This window comes from Streptomyces sp. NPDC044921 (genome assembly GCF_056432865.1).
This window is the reverse complement of sequence record NZ_JBWKIF010000024.1, coordinates 1-22,811: the sequence shown is the minus strand read 5'-3', so window position 1 is coordinate 22,811 and position 22,811 is coordinate 1. Positions and strand designations below refer to the sequence as shown.

Sequence of the window (22,811 nt, the reverse complement as noted above, 5' to 3'; positions counted from 1 at the left end):
CTCGGACACGTCCGGGAAGTGGCGCCGTACCATGCATAAGGTTGAAAGCAGGATGTCCTGCTCCATGAACGGACCCGCCTTGTACGAACTCCCCTCAGCCCCCGCCTCCTGGCGCGTCGCGCTGCCGCACACCGCCGCGGCGGTGCCCGTGGCCCGTGCCCTCGTCCGTACGGCGCTGGCCGAGCTGGAGCACGGGGCGGACTGCGACACCGCCGAGCTGCTCACCGCGGAGCTGGTGGCCAACGCCGTGGAGCACACCACCGGCGAGACGCCGATAGAGCTGGTCGTGGAGCTGATGCCGTCGGGCTGCCAGGTCGAGGTGCACGACACCGACCCGGCCCCGCCCGGCGACCTCACCTGTCCGGCCGGCGGGCCGCCCGACCCCTGGCAGGAGCACGGGCGCGGTCTGCTGCTGATCCGCGCCCTGAGCTCCTCCTGCGGTCACCGGCCCACGGAGTCGGGCAAGGCCGTGTGGTTCAGACTGCCTGCGGTTCCCGCTCAGCGGCGTCCGTCGGCGTGAGGCGGCCGAGCCGCGAGTTCCGGCGCCCGTAGAGCAGGTACAGGGCGGCGCCCACCGCCAGGAACACCGCGAACTGGACCCATGTCGCCCGGCCCGTCTCGTACATCAGGTACAGGCAGAAGCCGACGCCGAGCAGCGGCGTGACCGGGTACAGCGGCACGCGGAAGGTGCGGTCGAGGCCCGGCTCGCGGCGGCGCAGGGCGATGACCGCGACGTTGACGACGGCCATGATGGCGAGCGTGCCGATGGTGCACAGGTTGACCACGGCGTCCAGCGGCGCGAAGGCCGCGGGGACCGCGAAGACGAGCGCGACGATCAGGGTGCCGGCGACCGGCGTGGAGGTCTTCGGCGAGACCCGCTCGAAGACGCGCGGGATGAGCCCGTCACGGGACATCGACATGAGGATCCGGGTCTGGCCGTACATCACGGCGAGCACCACGGAGGCGATGGCGACGACCGCGCCGAAGGCGATCACACCGCCGCCGACGGTGGAGCCGGTGACCTGGTTGACCACGTACGACAGCGCGGCGGGCCGGCCGCCGACCGCGTCGCCGCCGATGGCGCCGATGGCGGCGAGCGCGACCGCGCAGTAGAGCACGGTGACCAGGCCGATGCAGACGAGGATGGCGACCGGGATGTCCCGGCGGGGGTTCTTCGCCTCCTCGCCGGCCGTGGTGATCGCGTCGAAGCCGATGTACGAGAAGAAGGCGGCGGTGGTGCCCGCGCCGATGCCGGCCAGGCCCTCCGGCGAGAACGGGGTGAGGTTGCCGTCCTCGAAGGCGGTGAAGCCGATCGCGACGAAGGCGACGAGCACGGCCAGCTTGAGGACGGCCATCGCGGCCGTGGCCCGGGCGCTCTCGCGCACCCCGCGGACCAGCAGGACGGCGGCCATGGCGATGACGATCACCGCCGGGAGGTTGATCACGCCGCCCTCGGCGGGGCCGCCCGACAGGGCCGCGGGCAGCCGCAGTCCGACGAGGCCGTCGAGGAGCTCGTTGACGTACTGGCTCCAGCCGACCGCCACCGCGGACACCGACACGCCGTACTCCAGCAGCAGGCACCAGCCGACGAGGAAGGCCGTGCCCTCGCCGAGTCCGGCGTAGGCGAAGGAGTACGAGGAGCCGGAGACCGGGATCGCGCCGCCCAGCTCGGCGAAGGCGAACGCGGTGAAGACGCAGGTGATCGCGGCCAGGACGAAGGAGACGACGACGGCCGGACCGGCCTGGGCGACCGAGTCGGACAGGCCGACGAAGATGCCGGTGCCGACGATCGCGCCGACGCCGAAGCAGACGAGCTGGAAGAGGCCCATCGTGCGCTTGAGGCCGTGACCTTCGCGGTCGGCGCCGGATTCGGCCACCAGCAGGTGGGGCGACTTGTAGCGGGGCATGCGGGTGGTGCTCGTTTCTGGTGGTGCGGAGTGCGACGGGTGGGTCGCGCGGACGGCCGCGGAGGGGGGTGTTTCCGGGCCGCCGGTCAGCATAAGGCCTGTTCAGGCGAGGGTTGTGACGACTTGGCCGGAGCAGGCCGTCACGGCCGGTTCAGGCGAGGGTCGCCACCATGACCGCCTTGATGGTGTGCATCCGGTTCTCCGCCTCGTCGAAGACGACCGAGTGGGCCGACTCGAAGACCTCGTCGGAGACCTCCAGGTGGTCCAACCCGTGCACGGCGTGGATCTCCCGGCCGACCTTCGTACCGAGGTCGTGGAAGGCGGGCAGGCAGTGCAGGAACTTCACGTCCGGGTTGCCGGTGGCACGCAGGACGTCCATGGTCACGGCGTACGGGGCGAGGGCGGTGATGCGCTCGCCCCAGACCTCCTTCGGCTCGCCCATCGAGACCCACACGTCGGTGGCGACGAAGTCGGCGCCGCGGACGCCCTCGTCCACCGTCTCGGTGAGCGTGACGCGGGCGCCGCTGGTCTCGGCGAGGGCACGGGCCCGGTCGACGACCTCCTGCGCCGGCCAGTAGGCCTTCGGGGCGACGAGCCGGACGTCCATGCCGAGCAGGGCGCCGGTGACCAGGTAGGAGTTGCCCATGTTGAAGCGGGCGTCGCCGAGGTAGGCGAAGGCGATCTCCGTCAGCGGCCTGGCGCAGTGCTCGGTCATGGTCAGCACGTCGGCGAGCATCTGGGTGGGGTGCCAGTCGTCGGTGAGCCCGTTGTAGACGGGAACCCCGGCGAACCGCGCCAGCTCCTCCACCTTCCGCTGGCTGTCGCCCCGGTACTCGATCGCGTCGTACATCCGCCCCAGCACCCGCGCGGTGTCCTTGACCGACTCCTTGTGCCCGATCTGGGAGCCGGAGGGGTCGAGGTAGGTGGTCGAGGCGCCCTGGTCGGCGGCCGCGACCTCGAACGCGCAACGGGTGCGGGTGGACGTCTTCTCGAAGATCAGCGCGATGTTGCGGCCCCGCAGGTACGGCGTCTCGGTCCCGGCCTTCTTGGCGGCCTTCAGCTCGGCGGCCAGCGCGACCAGCCCGCGGAACTCCTCCTCGGTGAAGTCCAGCTCCTTGAGGAAGTGGCGGCCGGCGAGGGCGGTCGGGACTGTCGCCATGGGGGCGCTCCAGGGATACGGGAACGGGGAAACGGACTCCTGGAATACTATACGAGCTTCAGCATGTATATACGGTTGCGGGTCCGGGGCGTCACACCGGGTCCCGCTCCACGGGGCAGCTCATGCACCGCGGTCCGCCCCTGCCCCGGCCCAGTTCGCTGCCCGGGATCTCTATCACCTCGATGCCCTGCTTGCGCAGGTGGGTGTTGGTGGTGGCGTTCCGCTCGTAGGCGACGACCACGCCGGGCTCGACGGCGAGCACGTTGCAGCCGTCGTCCCACTGCTCGCGCTCGGCCGCGTGCACGTCCTGGGTCGCGGTCAGCACGCGGATCTCGTTCAGGCCGAGGGCCGCGGCGATCGCCCGGTGCATGTGCTCCGGCGGGTGGTCGGTGACCTTCAGCTCCTTCTCGCCCACGCCCGGCTCGATGGTGTACGAGCGGAGCATGCCCAGACCCGCGTACTGGGTGAAGGTGTCGCCGTCGACCATCGTCATCACCGTGTCGAGGTGCATGAAGGCGCGGCGCTTGGGCATGTCGAGCGCGACGATCGTCTCGGCCGAGCCGGCGGCGAACAGCTTGTGCGCGAGCATCTCCACGGCCTGCGGGGTGGTCCGCTCGCTCATGCCGATGAGCACGGCCCCGTTGCCGATGACCAGCACGTCCCCGCCCTCGATGGTGGACGGGTAGTCGGCCTGCCCCTCCGACCAGACGCGGAAGGACTCGTCGCGGAACAGCGGGTGGTGGCGGTAGATCGCCTCGAAGTGCACGGTCTCGCGCTGCCGGGCGGGCCAGCGCATCGCGTTGATGGACACGCCGTCGTAGATCCAGGCGGAGGTGTCCCGGGTGAAGAGGTGGTTGGGCAGCGGGCCGAGCAGGAAGTCGTCGAGTTCCATGACGTGGAAGCGCACGGAGGTCGGCTCCGGGTGCGCGTCGAGGAACTCGCGCTTGGTCATGCCGCCGACCAGCACCTCGGCCAGCTCCCGCCCGGGCAGGTTCTCGAAGGCGGCTCTGAGGTGGTCGGTGGCCAGCGGGCCGTACTCCTTCTCGTCGAAGACCCGGTCCAGGACGAGGGACCTGGCCTCCGGGACCTCGAGCGTCTCGGCCAGCAGGTCACCGAAGAGGTGGACGGTGACGCCCCGGTCGCGCAGTACGTCGGCGAACCCGTCGTGCTCGGCGCGGGCCCTGCGCACCCACAGCACGTCGTCGAAGAGCAGCGAGGTCTTGTTGCTCGGGGTGAGCCTTTTGAGCTCGAGGTCGGGCCGGTGCAGGATGACACGGCGCAGCCGCCCGGCCTCGGAGTGGACGTGGTATGCCATGCCTTCATCCTGACCGCCAGGGCCGGGGTTGACGCGCTGCTCACACGTTTCTGCGGACTTTTGTGGGGCGAGCGGGACCTGGTGGCGGACGGCGGGCCTTCCTGACCCACCAGGTTGCTCGGTGCCGGGCACCGTAAAGGGCAGGTGGGCGGCGGGTGGGCCGGTGCCCGTTCGGTCACAGTCGCGGGTCCACCGGCTCCGACTCCAGTGCCAGCACCCCGAACACCGCCTCGTGCACCCGCCACAGCGGCTCGCCCCCGGCCAGGCGGTCCAGGGCCTCCAGGCCGAGCGCGTACTCGCGGAGCGCCAGGGAGCGCTTGTGGTTGAGGAAGCGGGAGCGCAGGCGGGTCAGGTTCTCCGGGCGGGTGTACTCGGGGCCGTAGATGATCCGCAGGTACTCCCGGCCGCGGCACTTGATCCCGGGCTGGACCAGGCGGCCCTGGCCGTCGCGGACCAGCGCGCCGACCGGCTTGACGACCATGCCCTCGCCGCCGCGGCCGGTCATCTCCAGCCACCAGTCGACGCCGGCCCGGACCGACTCGGGGTCGGCGGTGTCGACGTAGAGCCGGCGGGTGGTCTGCAGGAGGCCGCTGCCGTCGTGCTCGACGAGCCGGTCGAGCAGGGCGAGCTGCTCGTCGTGCGGCAGGGCGGCCAGGCTGCGGCCCTGGACCGCGAGGATCTGGAACGGTGCCAGGCGGACGCCGTCCAGGCCGTCGGTGGTCCAGCAGTAGCGGCGGTAGGCCGTGGTGAACGCGGCGGCGTCGGCGGCTCGCTCACCGGTGCGGGCCAGCAGCCCGGACACGTCCACGCCCCGTTCGGCCGCGCCCCGCAGCGCGGCCAGCGCGCCGGGGAACACCGCACCGGACGCGGCGCCGACGGCGGCGTACTGCGAGCGCAGCAGACCGGCCGCCTTCAGCGACCAGGGCATCAGCTCGGCGTCCAGGAGCAGCCAGTCCGTCTCCAGCTCGTCCCACAGGCCCGCCTCCCCGATCGCCGTGCGCAGCCGGTCGAGGACCGCCTCGGTGAGCGTGTCGTCGTCGAGGAAGGGGCGGCCGGTGCGGGTGTAGAGGGACCCGGTGGGGCCGTCCACCGAAAAGCGCTTGCGGGCCGCCTCCGCGTCGCGGCACACCAGGGCCACCGCCCGCGAGCCCATGTGCTTCTCCTCGCACACGACCCGGGCGACGCCGTCCCGCTCGTACTGGGCGAATGCCTCGGCCGGGTGCTCCAGGTAGCCGTCGACGCGGCTCGTGGCGGTCGGGGCCATGGTCGGCGGCAGGTACGGCAGCAGCCGCGGGTCCACCGCGAAGCGGCTCATGACCTCCAGGGCCGCCGCCGCGTTCTCCTCGCGCACCGAGATCCGGCCGTGGTGCCTGGTCTCCACGACCCGGCGGCCGTGCACGTCGGCGAGGTCCAGCGGGCGGCCGTCGTGGCCGCCGGGCGCCTCGCTGCGCAGCGGCTTCAGCGGCTCGTACCAGACCCGCTCGGCGGGGACGTCGACCAGCTCGCGCTCCGGCCAGCGCAGCGCGGTGAGCCTGCCGCCGAAGACGGCGCCGGTGTCCAGGCAGATGGTGTTGTTGAGCCAGGTGGCCTCCGGGACCGGGGTGTGGCCGTAGACGACGGCGGCCCGGCCGCGGTACTCCTCCGCCCACGGGTAGCGCACCGGCAGGCCGAACTCGTCGGTCTCCCCGGTCGTGTCGCCGTACAGGGCGTGGCTGCGGACCCGGCCGGAGGTGCGGCCGTGGTACTTCTCGGGCAGGCCGGCGTGGCAGACGACGAGCCGGCCGCCGTCGAGGACATAGTGGCTGACGAGCCCGTCGAGGAACCGCCGCACCTCGGCGACGAACTCCTCGCTCTCACCCGCCATCTGCTCGATGGTCTCCGCGAGCCCGTGCGTGTGCTGGACGTTGCGGCCGCGCAGGTAGCGGCCGTACTTGTTCTCGTGGTTGCCGGGCACGCACAGCGCGTTGCCGGACTTCACCATGGACATCACGCGGCGCAGCACGCCCGGGCTGTCGGGGCCGCGGTCGACGAGGTCGCCGACGAAGACGGCCGTGCGGCCCTCCGGGTGGACGCCGTCGGTGTAGCCCAGCTTGCCGAGCAGCGCCTCCAGTTCGGCGGCGCAGCCGTGGATGTCGCCGATGATGTCGAACGGGCCGGTGAGGTGGGTCAGGTCGTTGAAGCGCTTCTCGGTGACGACCGTGGCGTGCTCGACCTCGTCGACGCCGCGCAGGACGTGCACCTTGCGGAAGCCCTCGCGCTCCAGGTGGCGCAGGGAGCGGCGCAGTTCGCGGGTGTGGCGCTGGATGACGCGGCGGGGCATGTCGGCGCGGTCGGTGCGGGCCGCGTTGCGCTCGGCGCACACCTCCTCGGGCACATCGAGCACGATGGCGATGGGCAGTACGTCGTGCTGCCGGGCCAGGTCGATCAGCTGGCGGCGGGCCTCGGACTGCACGCTGGTCGCGTCCACGACCGTGCGGCGGCCGGCGGCCAGGCGTTTGCCCGCGATGTAGTGCAGGACATCGAAGGCGTCCCTGGTGGCGCTCTGGTCGTTCTCGTCGTCGGAGACGAGACCGCGGCAGAAGTCGGAGGAGATGACCTCGGTCGGCTTGAAGTGCCTGCGGGCGAAGGTGGACTTGCCGGAGCCGGAGGCGCCGATCAGGACCACGAGGGACAGGTCGGTGACGGGCAGCACGCGCCCCTGGGTCTCGTCGGTCATGCCGCCTTCGCCTCCTTCGGGCTCGTCAGGGTGAACAGGGCCATCTGGGTGGGCGGTCCCACCTCGGGGTCGTCGGGGCCCACGGGCTCGAACGCGACGGTGTAGCCGTGGCGTTCGGCCACCGTCTCGGCCCAGGCGCGGAATTCCGCGCGGGTCCACTCGAAGCGGTGGTCGCCGTGCCGGACGTGGCCGGCCGGGAGGGTCTCCCAGCGCACGTTGTACTCGACGTTGGGGGTGGTCACGAGGACCGTGCGCGGGCGGGCCGAGCCGAACACGGCGTACTCCAGGGCGGGGAGCCGGGGCAGGTCGAGGTGTTCGATCACCTCGCTGAGCACGGCGGCGTCGTAGCCCTTGAGCCGGGTGTCGGTGTAGGTGAGCGAGCCCTGGAGGAGCGTGACGCGGGACGCCTGCCGCTCGCCCATGCGGTCCAGCTTCAGCCGCCGGGAGGCGATGGTGAGGGCGCGCACGGACACGTCGACGCCGACGATCTCGGTGAACGCCGGGTCCTTGAGGAGCGTCTGCACCAACTGGCCCTGGCCGCAGCCCAGGTCGAGCACCCGGGCGGCACCGGAGTTCCGCAGTGCCGTGACGATCGCCTCGCGGCGCCGCACGGCCAGCGGGGTGGGCTTCTCCTCGGTCTCGGTCTCCGCCTCGACGGCGTTGTCGATCGCCTCCACCTCACTGTCGTCGGCCTCGGCGAGCCGCACGAGCTCCAGCCGCTCGGTCGCCTGACGGGTCAGTGACCAGCGGCGGGAGAGGTAGCGGCTGGTGATCAGCCTCTGCTCCGGGTGGCCGGGCAGCCAGCCCTCACCGGCGCGCAGCAGCTTGTCGACCTCGTCGGCGGCGACCCAGTAGTGCTTGGCGTCGTCGAGGACGGGGAGCAGGACGTAGAGGTGGCGCAGCGCCTCGGCGAGGGTGAGCGCCTCGGACTCCAGGACGAGGCGCACGTACCGCGAGTCACCCCAGTCGGGGAACTCGCCGTCCAGCGGCACGGGTTCGGCGGTGACCGTCCAGCCGAGCGGCTCGAAGAGCTTGGCGACGAGGGCCGGGCCGCCGCGGGCGGGCAGCGCGGGCACCTCGACACGCAGCGGCCTGGTCTGGCCGGGCAGCTCGGGGCGGGCGCGGCAGACGCCCTTCATGGCGCTGGAGAACACGTTGCCCAGCGCCACGGCGAGCAGGGAGGAGGCCGCGTAGGGGCGGTCGTTGACGTACTGCGCGAGGGCCGCGTCCGGGGCGCCGCCGCGGCCCTTGCCCTTGCCCTTCCTGACCAGGGCCACCGTGTCCACTTCCAGCAGCAGCGCAGCGGTGCAGCGCCGGGCGTCCGCCTCGGGGTAGAGGACATGCGCCGTGCCGGAGGAGGTGGAGAACGCCTGCGCCTTGTCGGGATGCTTGTGCAGCAGGTAACCGAGGTCGGTCGCGGGGCGCTGTGGGGTGCCGGTGGTACTGATCGTCAGGAACATGCGGAGGGCCTCTCCGGCCGGTCGGATGACTGCGGTGCCGTACGCGAAAGCCCCCGGAGTGGTGATCCCGGGGGCTCGGCAGGACGACGCCCACAGCTTCGCACACCAGTGCCCACCAGCGCCTTCGTTTATCGGAGGCGGACGGGCCGGGCCGCTACGGCAGCTGCGACTGCACCTGCGCGGAGATCAGCTCCAGGTGGTCCAGGTCGTCCAGGTCGAGGACCTGGAGGTAGATGCGGCGCGAGCCGATCTCGGCGTAACGGCCGATCTTGTCGACGACCTCGGCCGGGGAACCGGCCAGGCCGTTGAGCTTCAGCTCGTCGACCTCGCGGCCGATCGCGGCGGCCCGGCGGGCGACCTCCTGGTCGTCCCGGCCCACGCAGACGACGAGGGCGTTGGAGTAGGTCAGGTCGTCGCCCTTGCGGCCGGCCTCCTCGGCGGCGGCGCGCACCCGGGCGAACTGGCGCTCGCTGTCCTCGACGGAGGCGAAGGGCATGTTGAACTCGTCGGCGTACTGGGCGGCCAGCCGCGGGGTGCGGGTCGGGCCGAGACCGCCGACGAGCACGGGGATCTTCGCCTGGGCCGGCTTGGGCAGCGCGGGAGAGTCCGTGAGGTCGTAGTAGGTGCCGTGGAAGTCGTAGGTCTGGCCGGGGGGCGTGGCCCACAGGCCGGTGACGATCTCCAGCTGCTCCTCCAGCCGGGCGAACTTCTCCTTGGGGAAGGGGATGCCGTAGGCCTTGTGCTCCTCCTCGAACCAGCCGGCGCCCAGGCCGAGCTCGACCCGGCCGCCGGACATCTGGTCGACCTGGGCGACCTGGATGGCGAGCACGCCGGGCAGCCGGAACGTGCCGGCGGTCATGAGGGTGCCCAGGCGGATGCGCTTGGTCTCGCGGGCGAGTCCGGCCAGGGTGATCCAGGCGTCGGTGGGACCGGGCAGGCCGTCCACGTTGCCCATGCGCAGGTAGTGGTCGGAACGGAAGAAGGCGTCGAAGCCGAGGTCCTCGGTGGCCTTGGCGACGGCGAGCAGAGTGTCGTAGGTGGCCCCCTGCTGGGGCTCGGTGAAGATGCGAAGATCCATGCCTTCCATCCTGCACGCCGGGGCGCCGGATCACGCGATCGGTCCCCCGTCCCGGCCCGTCCCCGGTCGGGTGAAATTACGTCAATACCGCTGGACGTGCGTGACCGGGCCAGTGACCGCCCCCGGCGGTGATCGTTGGCTCGGGCGGAGCCGGAGCCCCCGGCTTCCGCACCGGCCGGTCACCGCCGGGGCGTCACCCGCGTCGGCCTCCCCGGGGGGCCAGGGGCCGAGGAGGCCGTCATGTCCGAAGAGACCGTGCCGCAGCAGGACGGGGCCGGACAGCCGAAAGGGCTGTTGCAGCAGATGGAGGAGCTGATGGCGGCGTTGAACGCGGATCTCTCCGATCTGCAATCTGAAGCGGGTTTTTCACCCATGGAATCGAAGGCAGATCAGGCCAGGTCAGAGTAGCCACATACTTATACGGCGGTCGGTTGACCGCCTATCCAACTGCCAAGGAATCGCTGGTGCCATGAGTCCAGCACCAGCGATTCACAGACGCCCAGCTCAGCGGCGTCGCAGGTCGTTCAGGGCGCCCCAGCTGCCAGGATCGTGCGGCGTGCTGCGGTCGATGACGCGGGAGAAGGCCGAGCGCTGACGCCGGACCCGCAGCTCCCTCGGCCAGGTGGCGACGGCCGCCGCGTCCGGGTCGACGGGAGCGGGCTCGGGGGCCGGGGCACGGTCCGCCGACAGCAGCCGCTTGTACTCGGCCGTGAGCTGCTGCGCCTCGCCCGGCCGGGCCGACGCCGGGTCCCGCTTGATCTCGCGGAGCCGCTTCTTGATCTGCTTGCGGCGGTGGTCAGTCTTCATCGTCGTCCTCCAGGGATCCGAACTCGTCCTCGAACTTCGCTAGTTGCTCCAGCACGGCGTCTGCGCTGTCCGGCTCGCGTGGTGGCGGGGGCGGGGCGACAGGCGGCGAGGCGGCGGACGGGCCCGGCGGCAGCGCGAGTTGCTGCCGGGGGCCCTCGGGCTGTGGCCCGGCGTCCTCGCCGCCGAGGGAACGCAGCCTGTGCCCGGCGACCTCCAGGGCGTACTGCGTGAGCCGGGTGCGGAACGTCGCGTCCATGTCGGGCAGGGCAAGCGGCCTGGACGGGGTCCCCTCGCCGCCCGGCTTGTACTGCCAGCCCCGGATCCCGTTCAGACCAACCAGGCAGACGGGCGTGTCCGCCAAGGCCGTGACAGCGGCCAGGTGCTGCTTCGTTCCCTCCACGACCACCAGCGGCACATCCGGGTCGTTCAGCCGGTCGCGCACGAGCGGATGAACGGTCAGGCCGTGCTTCCCGGCGTCACACAAGTACCGGGGCCCGTCGTAGCTGTCGGGCATCCGCGAGACCAGGAACGTGGACCCGTCGGGGCGGTAGTAGGCGAATCGCAGCACTTCACCCCGGGACTGGACAGTCCTCTTGGCGACCTCGGGCGAGATGACCGTCAGGTGCCGCGCGACGTGCTCCGGGGAGACATTCTCGAATTCGCGGCCATTCACCCTTGCGACCCCGTTGAATCCACCTTCCGGCGGGGTACCCTCGTTTATGACGAGGCTGGTCACCGCGTCTCCTTCCGAGCCCTCCGGGTTGAGCCCCCGGAGGGTTTCGTTTGCGCTCATTCCGCCGCGCCTCCACCCACCGGACGCAGCAGCGTGCGCAGCTTTTCGATGTGCTCGTCGGTCAGTTCCGGCGCGCGAGCGACGATCTGCTTGACGTAGGAGTCGAGGGAATTCCTCGCAGCGGCCCCCGCGCGTGCGCGTGCCCGGCGCACTTCGGGCGAGGGAAGAGTCTTCGGCCTGGCCACAGCGGGCCTCCAAGGATCGGCATGATCACCGGATTCCTTGGTCACCCCTGGCGGGGCTCCGAACTCCCGGGGCGCCGATGGCTTACCGCTCCCGAGCTACTACTAACTTAGCGCGCTTAGCTTATATCGCCAAACACCCAGCTCGGCGGGTGAATTCGATTTAGCTAATTCGACTTCCTGCGCCTAGTGCCGGCTGATTAATGTAAATGAGGGCCCGCACCTGACATAGATCACCGGTTTGGTGCGGGCCCATAACCAGCATAAGCTAGTAGCGCTACCATTTCCTCCGCTCCGAATAGGCGGGCTCAATGGACGAAATAAATGCCGCTGCGGCGGCCCGGCGACTGGGCACTACGGAATGGGCCGTCCGCAAGATGATCACCGCCGGTCGGCTGCCCAACCAGGCCCGCACCGGTCCGGCCCTGGTCGCCTCGGCCGATGTCGACCGCGTGATGCGGGAGCGGCGAGCCGAGGCCCTCCGCCGCCACCCGGACACCGAGGGCTTCGCGCGGCAGGTGCGGGAGCTGCTGTGGCCCAGCGAGCGCATCGACTACGTCAGGCTCACCGACGGGCGCCGCGAGGTCGCCGACGCCAACCAGGCCCGGCACCTGTCCGCTCAGCCGCACGGCCGGGCCGTACTGCGCACCCTGACCCCCGACGCCGCAGCCCTCTTCGGCTGGGCGGCGGTGGACGTCGCCGCCACCCCGGCGCGGGCCTTCACCGACGTGTGCCGGTTCTGCTACGCGGACACGGCTGCCCGGGTGCACGGCGGACTGCGGCCGACGGACTCCCCGGCGTACCGGGTGCTGCTGGGCTGCTCGCCGTGCCCGGCCGACCGGCAGCGCTGGGCCACCGAGGCGGAGTCCGACCGGCGGGCGATGGCCGTCCTGCGCCAGACCGAGGCCGTCCGCCGGGCGGAGACCGAACGCGCCCGGGCGCGGGACGAGTTCCGTGCCGCACAGGCCGGAGCCGAGCAGGCCCGGGACGCGGCCTCTGCTGCCGTCTCCCCGGCTGCGGACGGCGGCCCGGGCCTACGCCGCCGTGGATCCCTCGGTCGCCCGTCTCGCGGGCATACAGCACGCCGGGGTCACAGCCTCGGGCGGTCTGCCCTGCGGCTGCACCCGGGATGTCTACTGCCCCGCGCACGCCGCCGCGTTCGGCACCCACGACCGACGGACGGCCCGGCGATGAGCGCCCGGCACCAGCGGCCCGCAGCCGCCAGGCCGAAGCCGCACGAGAGGATCCTCAGCTTCCTGGAGGCGAACGGAGGGACCGCCGTCACCGCTGCCACGGTCGCCGCACTGACCGGGTGCAGCACCACCCAGGCCCGTCACCGGCTGGAAGCGCTCGTACGCCGGGGCGGGGCCATCCGGGTGGGCGACGGGGACCGGTACCGGGCCGCGTCAACCAGTGAAGAGACGGGAGGCGTTGACCATGTCCGGTGAACTGGACAAGACGCGGGAGGAGATCGCGGCGGCTGGGCGAGAGGCCCTGGCCGACGTGCAGCGGGCGGCCGAGGAGACGACCGCCGCGATCATCCGTGTCATCGAGCAGCAGACGGGGATCAGCCTCGGGCCTCCGGCCGCCCCGTCGGTCATGGACGCCACCCGGGCGCAGCTCCAGGCGGCCGACGCCCGCGCCCAGCACGCCCTCGCCGCCACGGAGATCGTGCTGCGGCAGTGGAGCTGGGGCGACGCACGTACCCTCGGCGAGCTGATGCCCTCGCTGCCCGAGGACGTACGCGAGGCCGTGGCCGAGCACCTCGTGCGCGCCGGGCTGAGCTGATGGGCTCGGAATCCGCCGTGAGCCCTCACCAGCGGCGCCGGGCCCTGCGTCACGTCCAGGCGCACCCCGGCCTCACGGCGCACGAGCTGACGGAACTGCTGGCGGCGTACGACCGCAGCCTGTTCAGTGGGGTGCTGCGCAGCCTGCGTGAGTGCTGCCAGGTCAAGGTCGACGAGGCGGGCCGTATCTGGCCCGCGTGACCCTGCCGGCTGATTTACCTAAACCGGCAGCGAGGAGCAGACTCCCGTCATGCTCATCGCTGCCGCAGCCAAGACCGCCGCCGAGACTCACTGGTGGGACGACTGGCTCAAGTTCACGCCCGGCTGGCTCGCGTTCCTATGGGTCCTCGGCAACGCGGCGTGGAAGGGGCTGTGGGTTCGTCGCCATCACCTCGCGCTCGGGCCCGACGACGAGGCACTTCGCGAGGCCCTCAAACAGACCAGGGCGAACTTCGAGGGGCTGACGGAGGGGAACTACTGGACGTGGAATCAGACCTCGAAGCAGCAGGCCCGTCCGCTCGGCCGAGAAGTCCGCGAGCACGCTGAACGCCGGAAGGACAGGCGCTTGACGGCGGCCTTGAAGAAGGCCGCCGAGGCGATGGACGAGGTGGTCGCCAACCAGCCTGTCGAGCTGGGGGCGTGGGCGGAGTGGGGTGACGAACCGGAGACCCCCGAGCAGCGCGCCGAGTCGGAAGCCAACGAGGCGAAGCGGGAGGCCCAGAGGAAGGCTGCCCGGGAGGGCCTGACACACGTCGAGAAGGCGCTCGACCGCCTCAACAAGCTGGAGCGCAGAACGCACGGCCGGTCATGACGGAGCCCCGCCGGGTACGCCCGGCGGGGCTTCTGCACGTCGTCGTGGTCAGAACGAGACGATCATCTTGAGCAGCGCGTCGTGCACCCCGGACATGATCGGCGTGGACGCGAGCAGCAGCGTCACGCCCACGAGGATCATGGCCCGGAACTTTTCGCCGCTGGCGCTCATGGACGTCACCAGGACGGCCAAGAGGATGAACAGGACAGCGGTCATGCCTCCGGTCATGCGTAGCCTCCTTCGGTGCGGACCGTGCGGACGTGCCGCTTGACGGTCTCGGGATTGGCGCCCGGCAGTGCCCGGACGATGTCGTCGGTGTCTGTCGTGCCGGACTCGAACAGGGCCCGGACGGCGTCCTTGACGGATCCGGACCGTGACGGATCCGCCTGTCCGGATCCGGATCCGCCGGACTGGGCGATCCGGATCCGCTCCGCCGTCTGCTCCCCGGCCGCCGCCAGGCGCTCGGGGGTCAGGCCGTCGGTGGCCGGGGTGATCCACTCCAGCGCGGTGACGGATCCGCCATCGGCGAGGGCGGATTCCTCGTCGCGGATCCGGGCCCGGGTGCGGGACAGTTCTCGCCGGACGGCGACAGTGGCCAGCTCGGCGTGCACCTCGGCCCGCTCGGCTGCGGCCCACTGGGCGGACGCCGGGTCCAGCTCGGCGCCGGTCGCCTTCATGACGACGTGCCAGAAGCCCTTCGCCACGAGGGAGACGGCGGCCCCCGCGAGACCGACCCCGAGGGAGCCGCTGACGGCCCCGTGAGCGGCTATCAGCCCCATGGACAGGGCCAGGGCACCCCAGCCCGCCTTACGCGGCGTACGGGCCCGCTCAGGGTCGTAGCGGTTGATCCACTCCAGCACCAGGCAGCCGATCCACGCCGCGTCGAACACGAACGCGATCATGTAGGCGGTCCAGGTGGGGGCGACCATGGCGAGCAGGGCTCCGATGGCCACCGTCGACCACACCACGGCCCCCATGACGATGAAGGCGGCGAGGGCCGTCACCGCCGTGAGCGCCTGGGCGTCCCGGTCGGCCGGGGGCACCGGCAGCTCGACGGTGTAGGTCTCCTGTACCTGGTGGGTCTTGCCGTCGATGGTCTTGGGGACGGTGCGGGTGCGCTGTTCAGTCCTGGTCTTCACGGGAGGTGCCTCCTTCCAGGCGAGTCAGCAGACGCCTCACGTCGGCTGTCAGGTCGTCGATCTCGGGCTGCTGGGCCTGTACGTGGGCGAGGGCCTGGGAGGCCTCCTCGCGGGCCCTGGCTGCCTTCAGCAGGGCGGTGGTGTCATGCACCATGAGGGGTGTCCTCTTCTGCGCGGAGGGGGATGGTGAAGCCGTCCGGGGTCTGTGCGACCAGACCCCGGCGGCGCAGTTGTGCGAGTACGTCGTGAGCGCGGTTGCGCTCGATGCCCAGCTCCCGGGCGAGGTCGGCCGCGCCCATCGGGCCCCCGGCCACATCCAGCGCGCTGAGCGCCTTCGCCTGGCGTGGGGTGAGCGCGTCCGCCGTCCGTCCGGGCGTCCGTGTGCGTGTCTGAGCTGGGGTTTCCGCGCGGACGGACGGACGGTCGGACGCCTTTGTGAGTGCGACCGGCGCGGCCTCGAACTCCGGCCGCACCACAGGCCCGACGAGGGGCAGCGCCGCCAGCACCCGCTCCGCGAGCCACAGCGCATAGGCGACGCGCGGGCGGCGCAGCGCCTCCCACACGAGCACCTGGCCCGCACCGCTCAGCAGGTGCGGCGCCCACCCGGCGGCCACGGCGTCCTTGAACACGACGTGCGCGGCCTCGGCTGTCTGGACCCGGTGGGCCAGCTTGCAGCTGAACTGGTCGCGGATGGCGGTCGGCAGCACCTCGGCCTTGGGATCCTGGACGCCGAACCAGACGTGCACGCCGAGTTCCCGGCCGGTCTCCACGACCGTGATGAGCCGCTTGAGCCCGGCCTCGGAGAGCTGCCGGATGAGCCGCGTCTCGTCGAGCACCAGCGCCAGGTGCGCCGGGGACAGCTCGCGGGCGCGCAGCGGCAGTTCCCGCTCGACGAGGTCGGCGAGCCGGGTCTCGATCTCGTCCAGGTCGGTCAGGACCCGGGCCTTACCGGCGTACAGCCGCCCAGCCACGCCCCACTTGCCGTCCCAGACCTCCAGCGTCCAGCGCGGGTGCCGGATCGCGTAGGCGGACAGGACGCGGAGCGTGGACGACTTGCCGGAGCCGGTCATGCCGACGGCGAGGATGTGCTGATCCGGCCGGATCCGGATGGATCCGCCGAGCAGGCCCCGCCGGGCGACGCGGACCGTCGGGCGGATCCGCTCCGGACGCCAGCGGAACAGGCGGCGGATCGCCGCCCCGGGCAGGAGCGACAGAAGCCGCTGGCTCACCGGCCGGTGCACCCTGGCCTCACCGAGGGCGCGCAGCTTGACGCGCTCGCGGCGGGTGATCTGCCACGCACGCCAGCGGTGCCGCAGGTAGAGGAACAGGCCGACCGCGAGGCCGACGCCGACGAGAGTCATCACGCGGACTCGCCCCCGTCCGCCTCCAGGTAGCGGATCAGGTCGGCCGTGCGGACGCGCTGCTGGCCGAGGGCCCGGACGACCGGCACCGGAAACCGGCTCTGTGCGGCCAGCGTGAACGCGGTCGTACGGCTGATGTTGAGCGCACGGGCCGCCTGGGTGAGGGAGACGAGGGCGGGCCAGCGGCGGACCTCGTCGAGGGTTGCGGGTTCGCCCACGGGGCGCCTCCGGTCGGGTCAGGACCCGGACCAGCCCACACGCAAAAAGACCACGGACCGCGTGTTGCTGGTCCATGGTCTGTGGTCGTGTTGCTGGTCCCAGAGTACGCCGGAGTACGGCTCAGTTCCAGGGAGTACGGGGGCGTACGGAACCCAATCTGAGCTGGGCGGATGCTTTAGGTAATTCAGCCGGCACTCGGCTCAGACGCTGAGCGACCGCCGGGCCGAGCTGATGAGCCGCTGGGCGTCGGGGCCGTACACGGCGGACTCCCGCAGGGTGCTCCAGGTGCGCAGGTAGAGGGCGATGGAGTCGGCGTCGTCGATCCACAGCTCCGCATGCCAGTTCTCGACCATGACGAGCCGCTCGTCATGCACCCAGAACCCGCCGACGGGCGGGATCTTCAGCGAGGCCGTGAACGGAATGACCCCGAGGGCGACAGTGTCCAGCCCGACGAGCCCGGCGAGGCGGTCGAGCTGCGCCGCGAGCACGGCAGGCGGGCAGATGAGTGAGCGCAGCGCCGCCTCGCCGATCAGGATGTTGAACCGCTTGCCCCGCTGGTACAGCAGCTCCTGCCGCCGGAGCCGGGCGCGCACGGCCTCTTCGGTGTCGCGGGGCGAGCGCTGGAGTTCCGCGTACCGGGTGAAGACGTGCCGGGCGTAGTCGGCCGTCTGGAGGATGCCGGGGACGGTGACGCTCTCGAACCCGTGCACCACGGCGGAGAGCTCGTACTCGGCGGCGATGGTCTGCTGAACGGGCTGGTGCCCGGCGGCGAGCTGCCGCCGCCACGAGCGGATGTGAGACTCGAACCCCCTCAGCCGAGCGAGGAGTTCGGAGTACACCTCGGGCTGGCCGGTGGCCTCGGCCCAGGCCCGGAGGTCTTCGGGGGTGGCGGTCTGCTTGCCGTTCTCCAGCTTGGAGACCTTCGGCTGGGGCCAGCCGAGCACTTCGGCGAGGCGGGTACCCGTGAGACGGCCGCCGGGCGCGGTCATCCTCAGCTCACGCAGGCGCACCCCGAGCGCCTCGCGGGCGTGCTGGTAGTCGGTCGCCATGGGTACCCGCCGATGATCTAGTTGGGGGTGGCGTGGTGCCAGGCGGCGTCCCGTAGCCGGGAGTACCGCACGACCTCCGCCGGTTCGGTGATCAGCTCCACGCCCGTCAGCTCGTCCGCCTCGGTGAAGTCCAGCCGGGCGACGAGCCGGGAGTCAAAGATCCAGAAGTCCTCGCCGCCGAGGTGCAGCGCCTCGGCCTGGCTGCGGCTGAGGGTGCGGATGTCCTCCCCGAGGGCGGTGTTGCGCTCGGCGTTGCACAGCAGGTAGCGCTGTCCGTCGGTGGGCGGGTCGTCGAGCAGCCGGACACGGCTGACCGTCTTACCGTCGGCGATGGCCTGACGGATGGTGGTGCAGTACCAGGTGTTCATGTCCCAGTCGACACGTCCCTCAGCCTGGAACTGGGCGTAGGTGTCGGTGCGCTCGTCGCTCGCGTACCGGCGGCGGGTCTCCAGCCGCCAGGCCGTGTGCTTGAACGTCTCGAACAGGCCGTTGAAGGCGTCCAGGTCGATCACGCGGGCCTGACGGGTGGCGTCCCGGGGTGCCCAGTCGGTGAGCAGCTCCCGGGGCACCACCACGGCCACCTCGCCGGGGCCGAGGTGCTGGAGTTGGGCGACGTCGGCGGGGTCGGTGAGCGGCGGCCCGTGCACGATGACCTCACCGGTGCCGAGATCCTCGTGGACCGACGGGCAGCCCGTGTCACCACTGCCTGTGCCGTTGAACCGGATGTTGCGCGCCATGGGGTGGTCCCTCCCTCGCTGAGCGGGTCGGTGATCAGCTTCGCTGGGCGGCTCGCGCCCGGCTACGCCGCCGGTGCAGCGGCGGGCGAATCCCCGGGTATATCCCGCCCCTCATTAAGAATAATCGCGAATACCGCCTACCCGCCTCAACTGCCTCCCGACGACGCTCGGTTCATGGTCACAACACAGCAAGAACCGGACACCACGGACGCTAGGACGGCCGTAGAGGCCCTGCGGGACGCGCTGACGGCGGCGAAGATCGTGTTGCCCTCGCTGGGGATGGACCCGGCCTCTCCCTCGCTGAACCTGGTCAACCTCGGCCGGGTGCGGGCGGATGTCGCGCTCCGGCTGGCCGAGGTGATCCGCCGGGGGTGCGCATGAGCGCGTATACGCCCGAGGTCGGGGACCTGGTGTGGGACGAGGGCGCCTGCAAGGTCGGCCGGGTGATGGACAAGATCGGCCCGAGATGGCAGCTGAAGCCGCCGGGCGGCGGGCGGGAATGGGACGCGAAGGGCGCCCTGCGGCCCGCTACAGCAGCGGAGAGGCTGTCGGCGGGCGTGGCCCTGGCGAACGCTCGGAGCCGGGGTGAGACGCCGTGAGCGCCCCGCCTGTGGACACGTCGGCCCTGTCGGCGGAGTGCACGTTGGCGCTGCGGCCCGGATACCGAGGGCTGCACCGGGAGTGCCGCCAGACCCGGGACGTCCCCCTGCCCCACGGGCGCGGGCTGCTGCTCCAGCGGCGGTGCGGGTGCGGCTGCCACAGCAAGCGGTAGCCGGACAGCACGACGCCCGGCCGCTGAAGCGAGCCCGGCCGGGCTCGTCGTGTGCGAGGGCTCAACCCGAATGCCGGCTCACGTAGTTGAGACGGCGCCGGAGATTCGGCGCACTTCCGTTGTCAGCGGTGACTGTCACAATTCCGTGCATGAGTGATGAGCTGCCATCGCCGGACATGTCCCTCGCCCTCGATGCCCCAAAGAACAAGGCCGTCATCAGCGAGTGGCTACTCGCGACCAGTGCTGTGCTCGCCCATCATCTCGGGGACACCGACACGGCCCGGCTGATCGCCGACGTGTCTTCGGCAGAAGTGGGCCTGTGGGACACGGAGTTTGGCCAGGAGTCCTACAGGGTCGTTCTCGTCGTGCCGCCTCACCTTTATACGACGTACGGCGATCCTGAACAGGACAGCATCGCGGACGTCATGCGGCAGGTGCTGTGGCCCTCGGGGAAGCAAATCGGTGTCCTTCAGGTGCAGCCCTCGATCCCTCCGCTCGGCCCCAACTGGCGGCAGCAGGTCAAGACGGCCAACGGCCCCAAGCCCAGTAACCAGGGGCGCAAGGTGCAGCTCGAACCCGGGCACCCGGTCGAAGATCAGCTCCGCTTCACGAACGAGTGGGAGCTGGACGTATACCGGGTGCTCAGGGAACGGCAGCACGCGCTACCCGACAACGAGACGATCGGGATCATGCCGCTGGGTGGCATGCGGGTTCGCGGGTGGACATTCGAGCCCGACCTGCTGATCACATATCGCGGGTACGCCGGGGTGATCGAGATCGACGGCCCGCAGCACAAGGGCCACGCCGGGCGTGACCACAGCCGCAGTCGCCTGCTCCTGCACTCCGGCGTGAAGGTGGTCGACCGCCTGAACGTCGAGGAAGTGAAGAGTCGGGCCGAGGTCGAGAAGTTCGTGAACGACTTCCTGACGCAGCTCCAGCGGTAGACAGCACGGAGCCCCCGCCGCGAGACGGGGGCCCGGTGTAACACGCCTCAGGCGACCCCTTTCCAGTCGATTCGGACGGACGCCGGATCGAGGCCACCGGCGGCCACCCCCAGCGGACGGCCACGCCGACCCGGCATCAGGGTGACCGTGGCCAGCAGCGCGAGGATTCTGCGGCGCCGCTCCAGCGGGTAGGTCTCCCGCCACCAGGCAAGGGCGTCGTCCGGGTCGGCCTGCTGCCGCCGGGCCAGCTCCGGCAAGTCGGTGCTGTCGAGCGGGCCAGGCTCCGCCGCTAAGGCTGCGGCGGCAGCGGCCTCGGTGATCTCCTGCTCGACGGCGGCGATCCGCTCCCTGATCTTGCGGGACGCGGCTCTGTACTCCACGGGGTCCGCCTCGTCGTCCCCGGCAAAGGCTTCCGCCAGCGCCTCCAGCCGTGCTGTCAGGGCTGCGTGAAGGGCGTTCAGTTCTTCGGTGGACGGTTCTGCCGGAGCCACCGCGACGGGCACCGAGAAGGCCGCTCGGGCGTCCTCCCGGCACAGCCGGGCAACCAGCACGCGCTCCACAAAGTCGTCCACCGGCTCGGCGGTACGGATCAGGTGCGCACTGGAGGTGCACCGGTACTGCTGGCGCTGTCCTGCCCGCGCGCCGCCAGGGCGAACCACGGCGCCACAGCCGTCCCTGCCGCACAGGTACAGGCCGGACCCCAGGTACTTGGGCTGGCGGCCGTCATCACCGCCTGAACCTGAGCGACGCGACGGGTCGTTCAGGACGTTGCGCAGGGCCAGCCACACGTCGTACTCCACAATCGCGTCCCATTGCGCCGGACCGGCGTCCTCACCCTTATGAGCCACCCGCCCGGCAATCCGGGGCGACAGCAGCACTCCCCGCAAGGTCTGGATGGTCCAGGCCTTGCCGCGCGGGGTAGGGATCTTGCGCTCGTTCCAATCGCGGCAGATGCCGGTCAGAGTGCGGCCGGTCTCGGGATCGGCCGCGTAGGCGAGCACCGCGTTGTCGGCGTTGGACGCGGACCTCCAGGCGTCGGGGGACGCGGGACGGGAGACCGTCGAGGAGGGCCGGGCTGGCTAGGGCCGCTCCCGCTTACGAGGGCTCGTGACGGCACAGGGACCGAGGCGCCTCGGCTCTTCGTGCGGGGGCTACGCCCGGTGGGGAGCGGGGGCTCACCTTGTGTGTGGGGAGTGCGTCGTCGGTCAGGCGGGGGCATCCCGCCGGTCGCGTGGCGGGGACCTCGCTGATCGCGCGGCGGGGACCTCGCTGATCGGGTCGGGGGCGCCTCATTGGCTTGCACGGGAACGCCTCAATGGCTTGAACGGGGGCGCCTCGCCGGTCCGCACGGGAACGCCTGGCCGGTCCAGACGGGAAAGGCTCGACGGTCCGTACGGGAACGCCTCGCCGGTCCGCACGGGGCACTTCGCCGGTTGAACGGGAGTGCCACGCCCCAGTGCGCGGGGAGGTGCCACACCCGCTGAGCGGGGCGCCTCGCCCGGTGCACGTAGGGCACCACACCCGGTTCACGCGGGGCGCTCACCCGGTGCACGTAAGAGCGCCCCGCCGTGTTCCCGCGGGCGCCTCCGCCGGTGCTCGTGGGGGCGCCTCACCCGGTGCGCACCGTGCCGTGCCCCGCGCGGTGCGCGCCGGGTCGTCCCCGCGCGGTGCGGACCGGGCCGTGCCCCGGGCGGTGCGTCTCTGGGGCCTCACGGCGCCTGACGCTCCGTCCTCATCCCGCCTCCCGCTCCGGTAACGCCTGTTCGCGGTCGGCGAGTCTGCGGAGCATCTCCAGGACGCGGTCGCGGGACTCGTCCGCCGCGTCGATGGCCTCCATGCACTGCCAGTACGTGCCCTCGTCGGCCGCGGCGCAGGCCAGGGCGACCAGGGCGATGCCGACCTCGCCGAGGAGGCCGCCGAGGTACATGAGCGTGTGGCGGGCGTCGCCCAGCTCCGTGAGCTGGCCCGCCCGCAACTCGCCCGGGGCCAGTTCGGGCGCGTCCAGAACGCCGCAGCCGCGTCCCGCCAGCTCCGTCAACCCCAAGGCCTCACCGCGCAGTTCGGGCGGGCCGGCGACGGCGAGACGGCTCCCTATCGCCTGCGCGAGAGCCTGCGCCTGCCACACCTCGGCCATGACCTCCCGGGCCTCGCCGCCCGCGGCCAGGGACCGCCTGCTCGTCACGATGAGCCGCACCGCGTCCATGCGCTGCCCCCGTCTTGTCCGACGCGCCCCGCGCGTCCGCCTGCCCGAACTCCCTTGTTCACTACCCAGAGTGAAGGCGAGCGAGACCAAAAGCCAGAGGAAGACGGAAATTAACGGACAACGATTCGGATTCGGGCCGCCATTTGATTACTGACAGTGAAAGCGGACTGTGCGGCTCCTCGCCGGTCAGGGCAGCGCGCTAGGTGTTCTGTCCGGGGAGGTTGTGGACGGGTGAGCCAGGTCTCGGCTGAGGGATCTTGAACGGGTGAGGGCCTTCCGGGTTCGGTGTGGATTGCGACGTCTGCACCGACCAGAAAGGCCCTCGTGGTCCACCGTAATGCACCCCTGACCGAGACCGGACGGCTGCGTCTG

General features: G+C 71.4%; 28 protein-coding genes. 10 read left to right on the top strand and 18 right to left on the bottom strand.

What is annotated here, in order from left to right; genetic code table 11:
- Positions 1-52 precede the first annotated feature (52 nt).
- Complete coding sequence (locus AC07DA_RS30170) at positions 53-520, top strand: ATP-binding protein (RefSeq protein ID WP_479131405.1); 468 nt, start codon at positions 53-55, stop codon at positions 518-520.
- Here the strand turns inward: AC07DA_RS30170 and AC07DA_RS30165 are convergent.
- The 6 genes from AC07DA_RS30165 to AC07DA_RS30140 form a co-directional block, all read right to left on the bottom strand.
- On the bottom strand, positions 477-1,907 hold the full coding sequence (locus tag AC07DA_RS30165; RefSeq protein ID WP_479131404.1) for an amino acid permease: 1,431 nt from the start codon (positions 1,905-1,907) through the stop codon (positions 477-479). The two genes, AC07DA_RS30170 and AC07DA_RS30165, sit on opposite strands and share 44 nt — an antisense overlap.
- A gap of 151 nt (positions 1,908-2,058) precedes the next feature.
- Positions 2,059-3,066, bottom strand: a complete 1,008-nt coding sequence (gene argF / locus AC07DA_RS30160; protein ID WP_479131403.1) for an ornithine carbamoyltransferase — start codon at positions 3,064-3,066, stop codon at positions 2,059-2,061.
- A 91-nt stretch (positions 3,067-3,157) separates the two neighbouring features.
- Positions 3,158-4,381, bottom strand: coding sequence for an arginine deiminase (locus tag AC07DA_RS30155; RefSeq protein ID WP_479131402.1), 1,224 nt, complete (start codon positions 4,379-4,381; stop codon positions 3,158-3,160).
- Positions 4,382-4,556: 175 nt separating this feature from the next.
- Entirely contained in the window at positions 4,557-7,097 is a 2,541-nt protein-coding gene (locus AC07DA_RS30150) for a polynucleotide kinase-phosphatase (protein WP_479131400.1), read from the bottom strand.
- A complete protein-coding gene (locus tag AC07DA_RS30145) occupies positions 7,094-8,557 on the bottom strand; it encodes a 3' terminal RNA ribose 2'-O-methyltransferase Hen1 (protein ID WP_479131399.1) in 1,464 nt (487 codons plus the stop codon). The genes AC07DA_RS30150 and AC07DA_RS30145 overlap by 4 nt, the downstream gene beginning before the upstream one ends.
- Positions 8,558-8,711: 154 nt before the next feature.
- Positions 8,712-9,635: an LLM class F420-dependent oxidoreductase gene (locus AC07DA_RS30140; RefSeq protein WP_479131398.1), complete on the bottom strand. Its 924-nt coding sequence runs from the start codon at positions 9,633-9,635 to the stop codon at positions 8,712-8,714.
- Positions 9,636-9,875: 240 nt separating this feature from the next.
- Between AC07DA_RS30140 and AC07DA_RS30135 the strand changes: the two genes are divergently transcribed.
- On the top strand, positions 9,876-10,043 hold the full coding sequence (locus AC07DA_RS30135) for a hypothetical protein (RefSeq protein WP_479131397.1): 168 nt from the start codon (positions 9,876-9,878) through the stop codon (positions 10,041-10,043).
- 96 nt (positions 10,044-10,139) lie between these two features.
- Here the strand turns inward: AC07DA_RS30135 and AC07DA_RS30130 are convergent, their stop codons facing one another.
- The 3 genes from AC07DA_RS30130 to AC07DA_RS30120 are packed head-to-tail and all read right to left on the bottom strand — an operon-like array spanning position 10,140 to position 11,465.
- The gene (locus AC07DA_RS30130) at positions 10,140-10,442 is read right to left on the bottom strand and encodes a hypothetical protein (protein ID WP_479131396.1); all 303 of its coding nucleotides are present in this window, start codon (positions 10,440-10,442) and stop codon (positions 10,140-10,142) included.
- Positions 10,432-11,178, bottom strand: a complete 747-nt coding sequence (locus AC07DA_RS30125; protein WP_479131395.1) for a hypothetical protein — start codon at positions 11,176-11,178, stop codon at positions 10,432-10,434. The genes AC07DA_RS30130 and AC07DA_RS30125 overlap by 11 nt, the downstream gene beginning before the upstream one ends.
- Before the next feature lie 53 nt (positions 11,179-11,231).
- Positions 11,232-11,465 (bottom strand): hypothetical protein, encoded by a 234-nt coding sequence (locus AC07DA_RS30120; RefSeq protein ID WP_479131394.1) that lies wholly within the window; start codon positions 11,463-11,465, stop codon positions 11,232-11,234.
- A 329-nt stretch (positions 11,466-11,794) separates the two neighbouring features.
- Here AC07DA_RS30120 and AC07DA_RS30115 point away from each other — a divergent pair, with 329 nt between their 5' ends.
- From AC07DA_RS30115 to AC07DA_RS30100, 4 genes are read left to right on the top strand one after another with little or no spacing between them, the layout of a single operon-like run.
- Complete coding sequence (locus AC07DA_RS30115; protein ID WP_479131393.1) at positions 11,795-12,865, top strand: hypothetical protein; 1,071 nt, start codon at positions 11,795-11,797, stop codon at positions 12,863-12,865.
- A complete protein-coding gene (locus tag AC07DA_RS30110; RefSeq protein WP_479131392.1) occupies positions 12,855-13,205 on the top strand; it encodes a hypothetical protein in 351 nt (116 codons plus the stop codon). Before AC07DA_RS30115 ends, AC07DA_RS30110 begins: the two co-directional genes overlap by 11 nt.
- Before the next feature lie 17 nt (positions 13,206-13,222).
- Entirely contained in the window at positions 13,223-13,405 is a 183-nt protein-coding gene (locus tag AC07DA_RS30105) for a hypothetical protein (RefSeq protein WP_479131391.1), read from the top strand.
- A 49-nt stretch (positions 13,406-13,454) separates the two neighbouring features.
- Positions 13,455-14,015: a hypothetical protein gene (locus AC07DA_RS30100; RefSeq protein WP_479131390.1), complete on the top strand. Its 561-nt coding sequence runs from the start codon at positions 13,455-13,457 to the stop codon at positions 14,013-14,015.
- A 48-nt stretch (positions 14,016-14,063) separates the two neighbouring features.
- Here AC07DA_RS30100 and AC07DA_RS30095 read toward each other — a convergent pair whose 3' ends face one another.
- The 7 genes from AC07DA_RS30095 to AC07DA_RS30065 all read right to left on the bottom strand — a co-directional run bounded on the left by AC07DA_RS30095 (position 14,064) and on the right by AC07DA_RS30065 (position 18,520).
- Positions 14,064-14,243, bottom strand: a complete 180-nt coding sequence (locus AC07DA_RS30095) for a hypothetical protein (RefSeq protein WP_479131389.1) — start codon at positions 14,241-14,243, stop codon at positions 14,064-14,066.
- Positions 14,240-15,154 (bottom strand): protein transporter Sec31, encoded by a 915-nt coding sequence (locus tag AC07DA_RS30090; RefSeq protein WP_479131388.1) that lies wholly within the window; start codon positions 15,152-15,154, stop codon positions 14,240-14,242. The genes AC07DA_RS30095 and AC07DA_RS30090 overlap by 4 nt, the downstream gene beginning before the upstream one ends.
- On the bottom strand, positions 15,138-15,308 hold the full coding sequence (locus tag AC07DA_RS30085) for a hypothetical protein (RefSeq protein ID WP_479131387.1): 171 nt from the start codon (positions 15,306-15,308) through the stop codon (positions 15,138-15,140). The genes AC07DA_RS30090 and AC07DA_RS30085 overlap by 17 nt, the downstream gene beginning before the upstream one ends.
- Positions 15,298-16,515, bottom strand: a complete 1,218-nt coding sequence (locus AC07DA_RS30080) for a MarR family transcriptional regulator (protein ID WP_479131480.1) — start codon at positions 16,513-16,515, stop codon at positions 15,298-15,300. The genes AC07DA_RS30085 and AC07DA_RS30080 overlap by 11 nt, the downstream gene beginning before the upstream one ends.
- Entirely contained in the window at positions 16,515-16,733 is a 219-nt protein-coding gene (locus AC07DA_RS30075) for a DNA-binding protein (RefSeq protein ID WP_479131386.1), read from the bottom strand. The genes AC07DA_RS30080 and AC07DA_RS30075 overlap by 1 nt, the downstream gene beginning before the upstream one ends.
- 201 nt (positions 16,734-16,934) lie before the next feature.
- Complete coding sequence (locus tag AC07DA_RS30070) at positions 16,935-17,783, bottom strand: helix-turn-helix domain-containing protein (RefSeq protein ID WP_479131385.1); 849 nt, start codon at positions 17,781-17,783, stop codon at positions 16,935-16,937.
- A 17-nt stretch (positions 17,784-17,800) separates the two neighbouring features.
- A complete protein-coding gene (locus tag AC07DA_RS30065) occupies positions 17,801-18,520 on the bottom strand; it encodes a DUF6879 family protein (RefSeq protein ID WP_479131384.1) in 720 nt (239 codons plus the stop codon).
- 174 nt (positions 18,521-18,694) lie between these two features.
- On the opposite strand from AC07DA_RS30065, the gene AC07DA_RS30060 reads away from it, so the two are divergent.
- The 4 genes from AC07DA_RS30060 (at position 18,695) to AC07DA_RS30045 (ending at position 20,236) form a co-directional block, all read left to right on the top strand.
- Positions 18,695-18,901, top strand: a complete 207-nt coding sequence (locus tag AC07DA_RS30060; RefSeq protein WP_479131383.1) for a hypothetical protein — start codon at positions 18,695-18,697, stop codon at positions 18,899-18,901.
- Complete coding sequence (locus tag AC07DA_RS30055; RefSeq protein WP_479131382.1) at positions 18,898-19,119, top strand: hypothetical protein; 222 nt, start codon at positions 18,898-18,900, stop codon at positions 19,117-19,119. The genes AC07DA_RS30060 and AC07DA_RS30055 overlap by 4 nt, the downstream gene beginning before the upstream one ends.
- Positions 19,116-19,292 carry a hypothetical protein gene (locus AC07DA_RS30050; RefSeq protein ID WP_479131381.1) on the top strand — a complete coding sequence of 59 codons (177 nt, stop codon included), beginning with the start codon at positions 19,116-19,118 and terminating at the stop codon, positions 19,290-19,292. The genes AC07DA_RS30055 and AC07DA_RS30050 overlap by 4 nt, the downstream gene beginning before the upstream one ends.
- 149 nt (positions 19,293-19,441) lie before the next feature.
- Positions 19,442-20,236 carry a DUF559 domain-containing protein gene (locus AC07DA_RS30045; RefSeq protein WP_479131379.1) on the top strand — a complete coding sequence of 265 codons (795 nt, stop codon included), beginning with the start codon at positions 19,442-19,444 and terminating at the stop codon, positions 20,234-20,236.
- A 47-nt stretch (positions 20,237-20,283) separates the two neighbouring features.
- Here AC07DA_RS30045 and AC07DA_RS30040 read toward each other — a convergent pair whose 3' ends face one another.
- Together AC07DA_RS30040 and AC07DA_RS30035 are read right to left on the bottom strand one after the other, a co-directional pair.
- The gene (locus tag AC07DA_RS30040; protein WP_479131378.1) at positions 20,284-21,237 is read right to left on the bottom strand and encodes a recombinase family protein; all 954 of its coding nucleotides are present in this window, start codon (positions 21,235-21,237) and stop codon (positions 20,284-20,286) included.
- 731 nt (positions 21,238-21,968) lie between these two features.
- Entirely contained in the window at positions 21,969-22,439 is a 471-nt protein-coding gene (locus tag AC07DA_RS30035) for a DUF6099 family protein (protein WP_383330438.1), read from the bottom strand.
- Between the last annotated feature and the right edge of the window lie 372 nt (positions 22,440-22,811).